General features: G+C 69.5%; 10 protein-coding genes and 1 riboswitch. Of the genes, 5 read left to right on the forward strand and 5 right to left on the reverse strand.

From position 1 onward, the window contains the following. Window positions 1-381: 381 nt before the first annotated feature. A riboswitch (M-box (ykoK) riboswitch) is annotated at window positions 382-551 on the reverse strand. 97 nt (window positions 552-648) lie between these two features. Genes V7053_RS15855 through V7053_RS15870 form a run of 4 tightly spaced genes read right to left on the reverse strand, consistent with a single transcriptional unit; the run spans window position 649 to window position 4,679 of the window. Next, on the reverse strand, window positions 649-1,155 hold the full coding sequence (locus V7053_RS15855) for a hypothetical protein (protein WP_334173237.1): 507 nt from the start codon (window positions 1,153-1,155) through the stop codon (window positions 649-651). An 8-nt stretch (window positions 1,156-1,163) separates the two neighbouring features. After that, the gene (locus V7053_RS15860) at window positions 1,164-2,393 is read right to left on the reverse strand and encodes an ABC transporter permease (protein ID WP_334173238.1); all 1,230 of its coding nucleotides are present in this window, start codon (window positions 2,391-2,393) and stop codon (window positions 1,164-1,166) included. After that, entirely contained in the window at window positions 2,390-3,130 is a 741-nt protein-coding gene (locus V7053_RS15865) for an ABC transporter ATP-binding protein (protein WP_334173239.1), read from the reverse strand. Before V7053_RS15865 ends, V7053_RS15860 begins: the two co-directional genes overlap by 4 nt. Next, entirely contained in the window at window positions 3,102-4,679 is a 1,578-nt protein-coding gene (locus V7053_RS15870) for an efflux RND transporter periplasmic adaptor subunit (RefSeq protein WP_334173240.1), read from the reverse strand. Before V7053_RS15870 ends, V7053_RS15865 begins: the two co-directional genes overlap by 29 nt. 212 nt (window positions 4,680-4,891) lie before the next feature. Here V7053_RS15870 and V7053_RS15875 point away from each other — a divergent pair, with 212 nt between their 5' ends. The 4 genes from V7053_RS15875 to V7053_RS15890 are packed head-to-tail and all read left to right on the forward strand — an operon-like array spanning window position 4,892 to window position 8,811. Continuing rightward, window positions 4,892-5,884 carry an ABC transporter ATP-binding protein gene (locus V7053_RS15875; RefSeq protein ID WP_334173241.1) on the forward strand — a complete coding sequence of 331 codons (993 nt, stop codon included), beginning with the start codon at window positions 4,892-4,894 and terminating at the stop codon, window positions 5,882-5,884. After that, on the forward strand, window positions 5,881-6,753 hold the full coding sequence (locus tag V7053_RS15880) for an ABC transporter permease subunit (protein WP_334173242.1): 873 nt from the start codon (window positions 5,881-5,883) through the stop codon (window positions 6,751-6,753). The genes V7053_RS15875 and V7053_RS15880 overlap by 4 nt, the downstream gene beginning before the upstream one ends. A gap of 22 nt (window positions 6,754-6,775) precedes the next feature. Continuing rightward, window positions 6,776-8,089 (forward strand): sensor histidine kinase, encoded by a 1,314-nt coding sequence (locus V7053_RS15885; RefSeq protein ID WP_334173243.1) that lies wholly within the window; start codon window positions 6,776-6,778, stop codon window positions 8,087-8,089. Next, window positions 8,086-8,811 carry a response regulator transcription factor gene (locus V7053_RS15890; protein ID WP_334173244.1) on the forward strand — a complete coding sequence of 242 codons (726 nt, stop codon included), beginning with the start codon at window positions 8,086-8,088 and terminating at the stop codon, window positions 8,809-8,811. The genes V7053_RS15885 and V7053_RS15890 overlap by 4 nt, the downstream gene beginning before the upstream one ends. A 72-nt stretch (window positions 8,812-8,883) precedes the next feature. Here V7053_RS15890 and V7053_RS15895 read toward each other — a convergent pair whose 3' ends face one another. Beyond that, a complete protein-coding gene (locus tag V7053_RS15895) occupies window positions 8,884-9,348 on the reverse strand; it encodes a phage holin family protein (protein WP_334173245.1) in 465 nt (154 codons plus the stop codon). Between the two features lie 155 nt (window positions 9,349-9,503). On the opposite strand from V7053_RS15895, the gene V7053_RS15900 reads away from it, so the two are divergent. Continuing rightward, window positions 9,504-10,050, forward strand: a 547-nt coding sequence (locus tag V7053_RS15900) for an aminotransferase class I/II-fold pyridoxal phosphate-dependent enzyme (protein WP_334173246.1), incomplete at its 3' end; no start/stop codon positions are given.

Here is a 10,050-nt window from a genome sequence, read left to right on the forward strand (position 1 = left end):
CGACACGGATCGTGCGGAAGGCGCCTTTGATGTCGCCCAGGGGGGCGGAGTCGAGCACGGCGGCACCGGTCGGGACGGAGGCCGTGTGCGGCGCCGGGGTGGCTTTGGCCAGTTTGCCGGGGTGTGGACGGCGGGCACGGTTCAGGGGAGTCTTGATCACAGGGACCTGCTTCCTCCCGGCGGTGGCCGGGCATCGTGAAGCGGGCACGCCGGAGGGGCCCGGAGTCGGGCCGTCATCGGCATGCGGAGCGGGAAGAGGTGCTGCTGACGAGGTTGCGTCAGGAGGCGGGCACGGAGGTACTACTATCGCCACTCGACAAGGCGAACCACCTCCTACATCGCTTCTCGCGTGCCTCAGGAGGTCCCGGGCAGTCCGCCCGGGATGCCCTTCCTCGTAAGACCTTTGGCACTTCGCGTCGTAACCCTCCCTCGAGGGAGCCAATCGGGGTTGCCCCTTAGCCCGGGGCAGCCTGTCCTGACCGGTGGCGTCTCTCGACGTTTAGGGTCGCTGGCTTCTTTACGCGAAGGAGCCTCAGCTAACGAACGGCACCTTGCGGGGCTCATGATACACGCCGAAACTCGGAGCGCTACCCAGAGGCGCACGGCACCCAAGCACCCAACCCAGAAGACGGGCCTCTTTCCTCGCCGTCAGTTGCCGCCCGACGACGCCGGGGCCGTCGCACGGTTCCGGCCGCCAAACCCGCCGGAGCCGAAGCCGGTTCCGGCCCCGGTCTGTCCAGTGCCGGGAGCGAACTGGGAGAAGTTCGCGCGGCCGGTCGTGCCGCTCCGCACGTCCACTGCCTTCTGGATGGCCGCCCCGCCGAGCGCCCCGGCAAGGACAAGGCAGATGCACACGAGCACCTTGGTGAGCCGCCCCATGCGGTACCTCGGGGCTGGGACGAACGGTTCGTCGTCGTCCGCTGGAACGTCGCCGAGGGCGTCGCCGTCGCCGAGGGCGTCGCGGTCGACCGGGGCGGTGTAGGCAGGGCCGCCGGCCCCGGCCACCTCTCCCTCTGGCCGTGGCCTCGCCTCACCCCATCCAGGCGCGCCCCATGCCGGCGCAGGCTCAAAGCGCTCGGTGGGGGGATCGCCGGCGGCGAAGGAGGCGAGCTCTGCGGTGCGCTCGGTATCGGGCATCTCGAATCTCTTCGTCATGGAGGGCTCTATTCGTAGCGGAGGGCGTCGATGGGACGGAGCTTTGCGGCCTTGTTCGCCGGGTAGATGCCGAACACGAGGCCGATGCCGGCGGAGACGACGACGCTCAGCCACACCGTCCACCACTGGACCTCGGGCCTGATGCCGGCGATGGTGAAGCTCGAGGCGCCGAAGCCGATGAGGATGCCCACGATGCCGCCGAGGATCGAGATGATGAGCGACTCGATGAGGAACTGCAGGACAATGTTGCCGCGCGTCGCCCCGATGGCCTTGCGGATGCCGATCTCGCGGGTCCGCTCGGTGACGGTCACCAGCATGATGTTCATGACGCCGATCCCACCCACGAGCAGACTGATGCCCGCAACGGCGCTCAGGAGGATCGTGAGCGTCTGCGTCGTCGTCGTGGCGGTCGAGAGGACCTGCGCCTGGTTGCGAACCTGGTAGTCGCGGTTGGCGCTCGTGACCTGATGGCGTGCGTCGAGGATCTGCTGGATCTCGTTCTGCGCTTGGGTCATGACGTCCGCGCTCTTCGCCTGCACCTGGATCGAGGCAAGGCTCGGCGAGTAGCCCGTGAACTTGTCCTGCGCCGTCGCGAACGGGACCATCGCGACGTCGTCCGGATCATTCAGCCCACTCGTGCCCTTCGGCGCGAGCACGCCCACCACGGTGAAGTTCTGGCCGTTGAGCGAGACGGTCTCACCGACGAGCGTTGCGACGTTCGCGGCGAGGTCGATCGCCACGCTGTTCCCGAGGACGACGACAGGCTGCCCAGCGTCCGAGTCGTTGAGGATGCGCCCGGCAGCGGCCGCGAAGTTGGTGATGCCGAAGTAGGACGGCGTTGTGCCGAGCGTCGAGGCGACCGAGTGCGTCGAGGAACCGAGCGTCGCGGTGACCGACTGCGCCTGGATGACGGGCGCCGTCGTCGCGATGTCGGGTGCGAGGACGGGGTCGTCGAGCGACTGCTGGTCGGCGACGGTGAGGTTCGTCGACCGGGTCCGGGTGCTCGTCGCACTGCCGCCGGTCGTGCGGCCCCCCGTCGACTGGGCCCGGTTGACCGTGAGCACGTTCGTGCCGAGCTTGCCGATCTGGTCCTTGATCATGTTCGACGTGCCGGCCCCGACCGCGAGGAGCGTGATCACGGCGCTGATTCCGATCACGATGCCGAGCGTCGTGAGGACCGAGCGCATCTTGTTGGCGGAGATGCCGGAGAGCGCGAAGCGCACCGCCTCGCCGATCACCGCACGACCCCGGTGTCCGAAACGATGCGGCCGTCCTGCATCCGCACGACCCGCTGCGCCCGCGCAGCGACCTCGGGCTCGTGCGTGATCATGACGATCGTGCGGCCCCGCGCGTGCAGCGACGCGAACAGGTCGAGGATCTCCTCCGACGAGTGGGTGTCGAGGGCACCGGTGGGCTCGTCTGCGAGCAGCAGCACCGGTTCGGTGACGAGCGCCCGCGCGATCGCGACGCGCTGCTGCTGGCCGCCCGAGAGCTGGGACGGCAGGTGCCCCGAGCGGGCGGAGAGGCCGACGGCGTCGAGCGCCTCGAGCGCGAGTCCGTGCCGGGTGCGGCGGGGCACCTTGCGGTACGCAAGCGGCATCGCGACGTTCTCGACCGCCCGCGTGCGGGGGATGAGGTTGAAGCTCTGGAAGACGAAGCCGATCTTGCGGTTGCGGATCTGGGCCAGCTGGTACTCGTCGAGCTCGCCGGTTTCGATCCCGTCCATGAAGTAGCGTCCCGAGGTCGGCGCGTCGAGGCAGCCGATGATGTTCATCATCGTCGACTTGCCGGAGCCCGAGGCCCCCACGATCGCGACGAACTCACCCCGTTCGATGGTGAGGCTCACGCCGTCGAGCGCGCGGACCTCCGCCTCGCCCTGCCCGTAGGTCTTGCGGATGCGGTCGAGGGCGATGACCGGGCGCGGTGCCCGGCGGCGCGCCAGGGCCTCAGTTGCCGGCGCCGGAGTTGCTGCCACTCGTGCCCCCTCGCGTGCCCGAGCCGCCGTTGCCTGCCCCGCCTCCGAAGCCTCCGCCCCCGCCCCCGAAGCCGCCGCCGCCGAAGAGCCCGCTTCGGGTCGAGGTCTGCGTGCTCGTGTCGGTGCTCGTGGTCACGCTCGGCAGGACGATCTGGTCGCCCTCGCTCAGGCCCGAATCGACCTCCGTTCTGCCGTTCGCGGCGATGCCGGTCGTGATCGCGACCGTCTGCGGTGTCCCGTTCCGCTCGACCGTGACGGTCTGACGGCTGCCGCTCGTGGTGATCGCGAGGGACGGCACCACGAGGGCATCGGCCGCCGTGGCCGTCGTGACCGAAATGTCGGCGCTCTCGCCGAGGCGCACTGCCGCGGGCGGGTTCGCGATCGAGACTGCCACGGCGTACGTGACGACTCCGTTCGTCGTCGTCGACGTCGCGGCGATCGAGGTGACCGTCCCGGTCACCGCCGGGGAGTTGGGGGCCGCCTTGATGGCGGGGAACGTGAACGTCGCGGCCTGGCCGACCTTCATGTTCGCGACGTCGGACTCCGAGAAGCCCGCGACGACCTCGAGGTGAGCCGTATCGGTGAGTGTCACGAGGGAGGAGTTCGACGAGGACGACGACGACGCTCCCGCGCCGCTGCCCGTCGCGGCGGAACCGGCTGAGCCGCCGGAAGACGACCCCGACGAGGCCGCGCCCCCGGCGCCGCCGGCATTGGCGCCGACCACCGCGCCGATCGCCGTGACCGTGCCGTCCGAGGGGGCCTTCACGGTGCAGGCGGCGAGGTCGGTCTGCGCCGTCTGGAGCGCGATCTGCGCCGTCGTCGTATTGCCGGTTGCCGAGTTCGCCTGCGAGTTGGCGGCCGAATTGACGGAAACCTGCGCCGAGGCGATCGCCTGCTGGTCCTTGAGCGCCGTCGACTGCTGCTGGTTCTGGGCCTGGGCCAGCGCCTGCTGGTCCTTCGTGAGCTGCGTCTGGGCGGCGGTCAGTGCGCCCGCGTCCTGGGTGCTCTTCGGGTTCGCAGCGGCGGCCGTCTGGTCCTGGGCCACCGCCGACTCGTCGCTGTCGACCTGCTTCTGCGCGTTCGATACAGCGTCGGCCTGCTGCTGGGCGTCGAGCGATTGGGTCTGCTGCGCGTTGGTGAGCTGCTGCTGCGACTGCGCGACGGAGTTAGCGGCGGAGGCGGCCTGCTGGTTGGCCTGCGCCGATGCTGCGTCAAGCGCGGCCTGCGCGGAGTCGACGGCGTTCTGCGCGTTGGCCGGGTCGATGTCCACGAGCTCCTGCCCCGCCTTGACGGCTTGGCCGACGCTCACCTTGACCGCCGTCACGGGGCCGGAGCAGTTGCCCGCGCCGACCGCCGTCGTCGTCATGGAGGAGACGTTCCCGGATGCTGTCGCCGTCGCCTGGACGCTCGCCCTGCTCACAGCGACGGTGCGCGTGCTGACGGTGCTGGCCGGCTTCGCTGTGGCGGTGACGGTCGCAAAGGTGCCGCCCGCAAGCAGGAGGGCAGCCGCTCCGAGGGCAGAGTTGATCGCGACGGTTCTTCGGTTCACGGCAGGACCGTAGAGGCGTTTGCTATGCGCTTGCTGTGCGCCAGCCGGACCTAAACCGTGTATGGCGCAATGTGACGGGCACTTCCGAGCCCCGGAGCGGTCAACCCTTAGTCCTCGAGGAGGATGCCGACGCGCAAGGTTCATCCCGGGGAGCGTCGCGCCGTGGCCCCGCCGGTCCTAGCGTGGAATGGTCAGCTACCTCAGGAGGGGACATGATCCAGGCAACCGACCTGGCGAAGGTCTACGGCGCCAAGACTGCGGTCGACGGCGTCACGTTCACCGTTCACCCCGGCCGCGTGACCGGGTTCCTCGGGCCGAACGGTGCCGGAAAGTCCACGACGATGCGCATGATCATGGGGCTGGACGCCCCCACGCGGGGAAGCGTGACCGTGAACGGCGAGCCGTACGCAAAGCACCGGGCACCGCTCCGCGAGATCGGCGCGCTCCTCGAGGCCAAGGCGGTGCATCCCGGTCGGACCGCGCACAGCCATCTCTCGGCGCTCGCGGCCACCCACAGCATTCCCGCGAAGCGAGTGGACGAGGTCATCGATATGACGGGGCTCGGTGCGGTCGCCAAGAAGAAGGTCAAGGGCTTCTCCCTCGGGATGGGGCAGCGCCTGGGCATCGCGGCAGCCCTGCTGGGAGACCCGCAGGTCGTCGTCCTCGACGAGCCGGTCAACGGCCTCGACCCTGAGGGCGTCGTCTGGGTGCGAAACCTCGTGAAGTACCTCGCGAGCGAGGGCCGGACGGTGTTCCTGTCGAGCCACCTCATGAGCGAGATGGCCCAGACCGCAGACCACCTCATCGTGATCGGCCGCGGACGCATCCTCGCGGACGCGCCGATCGACGACGTCATCTCCGGCCAGGGGAAGGCCCGGACCCGGGTCCGCACCGACCGGCCAGAGGAATTCTCGCGTCTCCTGGCACGCTCGGGCGTGACGATCCAGGCCCCCGAGCACGAGGTCCTCGAGGTGGCCGGCCTCGATCCGCGGACCATAGCCCAGACAGCCCTCGACCATCAGGTCCTCGTCTACGAGCTGACGCCGCTCCAAGCCTCGCTCGAGGAGGCCTACATGCAGCTCACGAAGGACGACGTCGAGTACCGCTCGCATGACGCGGGCCATCACGCCGGGCTGCAGGCACCGCCCCCGAACGGCATGCCTGCTGCTCAGGCTCCCACCGAGGCACAGGAGGCAACGCGATGAGCACGGCAGTCCATCCGCACCGGCACGAGGCGGTGCCTCGCGAGCGCTTCGCCGGCCCCAACTTCCTGCGCGTGCTCAACTCCGAGCGCATCAAGTTCCTCTCGCTGCTCTCGACACGCATCCTGCTGCTGTGCGGCGTCGTCCTCCTCGTTGGCTTCGCTGCGCTTCAGGCCTGGGGGATCGGGCAAGTCACCAGGAGCGTGCAGAACGGCGGCACCCCCGGTCCGCGGGCGGAGGCCTTGAACACGACGTCGGCCATCCTGCACCTTCCCGCCGGGGGCGTCTCGTTCGCTCAGCTCATCGTGGGTGCGCTCGCGGTCCTCATGATCAGCTCGGAGTTCACCACGGGCATGTCGCGCGCAACGTTCGCGGCCGTGCCCACGCGCTGGCCCGTCCTCGCCGCGAAAGGCGTGTACGCCGCCGTCGTCGGCTTCGTGCTCACCTACGTCGGCGCCTACATCGGGGGCCTCGTCGCCCAGCCGATCCTCGGCAACTACAGCCTCCATCTCGACATGGGGAGCTGGGACGTCCAGCGGTTCATGCTCCTCAACGCGACGTATGTCGCCGCCGTGGCCCTCATGGGCCTCGCCCTCGGCGCACTCCTGCGGAACTCCGCCGGTGCGATCGTGACCCTGGTGGCGCTCCTGTTCGTGCTGCCGATCATCTTCCAGCTCATCCCCGGCGACTTCTTCACCGAGGCGCGCAAGTATCTGCCCACCAACGCCGCGGACGCGATGTTCGAGGCGGGCCAGAGCGGCAGCCTCAACACGGCGTACCTCGAGCCGTGGCAGGGGACGCTCGTCCTTGCGGCCTACGTCGTCGTCCTGCTGGGCGCCGGATTCGTCACCCTCCGGCAGCGGGACGTGTGACGGACGTACCACAATGGACATCATGTCCCGCGTGATCAAGCCGGGAGGTGCGCAGCCCGTAGGCGGCGCACCTCCCGCAGGCGTTCCCGGCGCCGCGGCTGGGCCAGCGAAGATGCCGGTACCGACAGCCAGTGCATCACTCCCCACCTCCGCCCTCCCAGCGCGGCGCGGGCGCCTTCGGCAGTTCCTGTACGAACACCCGCTCGCGATGGACGGGGTCGTCGTGTTCGCGAGCGTCGTCCTCTCGCTCAGTGCCCTCGTCGAAGAGGCCCGGGGCGGGTTCTGGTGGCAGTTCGCCGTCATCCTCGTCTCGCAGGGCGCGCTCCTGCTGCGCCGCCGCGCGCCGTGGCCGCTCCTCGCGGGCATTGTGGCGGCGGACGCCGTCGTCCTTTTCGCGACCCCCGAGCTGGGGAGCATGAGCGCGGCCGTCTGGTTTGCGCTCTACGTCGTCGCGCTCCGGCTCCGCACCGTCGGGGCGCTCGTGGTCGCCGTCGGCGCGAGCCTTCCGGCCGCCGTGTACTTCGCGTTCGTGTATCGGCCGGGCGAGGAGTTCCTCGCCCAGCACGGTCCGTTCATCGGCCTCGTCGCGTCGGTGTCGGTGATCCTGTCGAATCTCGTCGCGACGGGCGTGGGAATCGTGGTGCGCGGGAACCGCATCCATCAGGCCGAGGTGCGCGCATGGGCGATCCGGCGCGCCCAGCTCGCCTCCGTCCAGGAGCGCAACCGGATCGCGCGGGAGATGCATGACGTCGTCGCCCACTCGCTGACCGTCATGGTGGCGCTGAGCGACGGCGCGGCCCGAGCGCTCGACCGTGACCCCGAGAGGGCTCGCTCTGTGCTCGGCGAACTCTCGAGCACTGGGCGGGCCGCGCTCGCCGACATGCGCCGTGTTCTGGGAGTGCTTCGGGCGGACAGCGGCGCGGTGGGCCGGGAGCCGACGCCCGGAGGCCTTCAGGCGCTCGTCGACGGCTTCCGCGCGGCGGGCCTCCCGGTTGTCCTGACCCAGGAGGGCGAGAACCTGCCCGACGACGCGGCGTTCCAGCTCGCCGTCTTCCGCATCGTCCAGGAGTCGCTCACGAACGTTCTTCGGTACGCGCGGGGGGTGGGGCGCGTCGACGTCCTTGTCGCGCGGGATGGCGGGCTCGCCCGTGTGCGGGTGGACAACGACGGCGGCACCGCGCCCGACGGCGACGACCCCACCGTGGGGACGGGCGGGGGCATCGCCGGCATGCGCGAACGCGCCGCGATCTTCGGCGGGTCGTTGACGGCAGGACCGCGCCCCGGCGGAGGGTGGCGCGTCGAAGCGCAGCTGCACTGGACGGAAGGGGAGCAATGACAGCGCACCCGGAGGGCCCTTCGGCTTCTGGCGAACGCCCCCTTCGCCTCCTGCTCGTGGATGACCAGCCGCTCCTGCGCGTCGGATTCCGCATGGTCCTCGAGTCTGAGGAGGGCCTCGAAGTGGTCGGCGAGGCCGCCGACGGTGCGGAGGCGGTGCGCCTCACGCGGGAGCTCGCGCCCGACGTCGTCCTCATGGACGTGCGCATGCCGAGGATGGACGGGATCGAGGCCACGCGTCTCATTGCGGCTGCCCAGTCGCCGGCACGAGTCATCATCCTCACGACGTTCGACCTCGACGAGTACGCGTTTGCCGGCCTCCAGGCGGGCGCGTCCGCGTTCCTCCTCAAGGATGTCGCCCCCGCCGATCTGGTGCACGCCGTCCGTCTCGTGGCGAGCGGGGACGCCGTCGTAAGCCCGCGGGTGACCCAGCGGCTCCTCGAGACCTACGTTCGAGCGGTTGCCGGCGGGGGTGGCAGGCCCGCGGAGGCGCAGCCGGACCCGCTCCTTCAGGAGCTCACGCCGCGCGAGCTCGAGGTGCTGCGCGCGATCTGCGATGGGTTGAGCAACGCCGAGATCGCCCGGCGGCTGTACCTGTCAGAGGCGACGGTCAAGAGCCATGTGCGGCGGATCCTGTCCAAGCTGCACCTGCGGGACCGAGTCCAGGCGGTCGTCTACGGGTACGAGACCGGACTCGTTGTCCCTAGCAACCCGGACTACTGACGACGTCGCGGCGGCGCGGCTGCGGTGCGAGCGCCCAGATTCCGCTCTGCTCACCGGGGACGGGAAGCGGGCTCAGGCCAGCTTTGCGCGTTTCCTGCCTGCGCCGATCGGCCCACCCACCAGCGAAGAGACGACGGAAATGATGATCGCGCCGACTACGGCCGTCCAGAAGAAGGAATCAACGATGAGATGGACGGGCAGGTAGCCACTGAGCCAGGCCGTCAGCTCCAGCATGGCGGCGTTGAGCACAAGGGCGAACAGGCCCAGCGTGAGGAACGTGACCGGAAGCGCGAGGCGGCCGACCAGCGGGCGGATCAGGGCATTGACCACGCCGAAGAGCAGGCCAATGACCAGGTACCCCAGAATGACTCCGATCACGGGACCTGACCCTGGCCCCGCCTCCTTGGTCGCAGCAGCGGTCGTAGCCGCAGCATTGATCTTCATGCCGGGCAAGATCAGCGTGGCCACCCACAACGCGACCGCGTTGGCGACGACCCTGAGAATGAACGGCCAGAGTTGGCTCTTTCTGCGAAACATGGCTACGGCCCTCCGCGCTTCTCATCCCGTCCTACCCAGTTTGCGCGCATCCAAACGTCTGGCGTTCCAGGTGTCCCACCGCCTTGACGCCAGTTAGCAACCAACATATCGTCGAAGTTGCGTTATGCAATAAAAGTTGCGGATGGAGTTGTGGGATGACGATGCACTCGGCCACTCTGGCCATCAACGAGGCGATCCAGAAGAGGAGGGCAGCCGGGGAGGACGTGCTGCATCTCGGGTTCGGCGAAGCTGGTCTGCCAGTCCTGGACTCCATCGGCGATGTTCTCCGAGGTGCGGTCGGCAGGAACGGCTACGGCGCCGTCGTGGGCTCGGACGAGGCGCGGGAGGCTGCCGCCGACTGGTTCTCCCGTAGGGGCCTCGCCACCGGTTCCGACCAGATCATCTTCGCCCCTGGCAGCAAGGCGCTGCTGTTCGCGGCTATCGCGGCCCTTCCTGGCGACCTGATCCTTGCGCGCCCTTCCTGGGTCAGCTACGCGGCGCAGGCTGCCATTCTCGGGAAGCCCGTCCTCGAGGTCCCGATCTCCGCCGAAGCGGGAGGAGTCCCTGATCCGGCGCTGCTCGAGGCGGCGATCGTGGAAGCGCGGGCCGCTGGCGGCAACCCAGGCATTCTCCTGCTGACCGTGCCAGACAATCCCACCGGAACGGTTGCGAGCGAAGCAGCCGTGCGTGAGGTCTGCCGGA

The sequence above is a fragment of the Sinomonas sp. genome (genome assembly GCF_036848755.1).
Taxonomy (GTDB): Bacteria; Actinomycetota; Actinomycetes; order Actinomycetales; family Micrococcaceae; genus Sinomonas.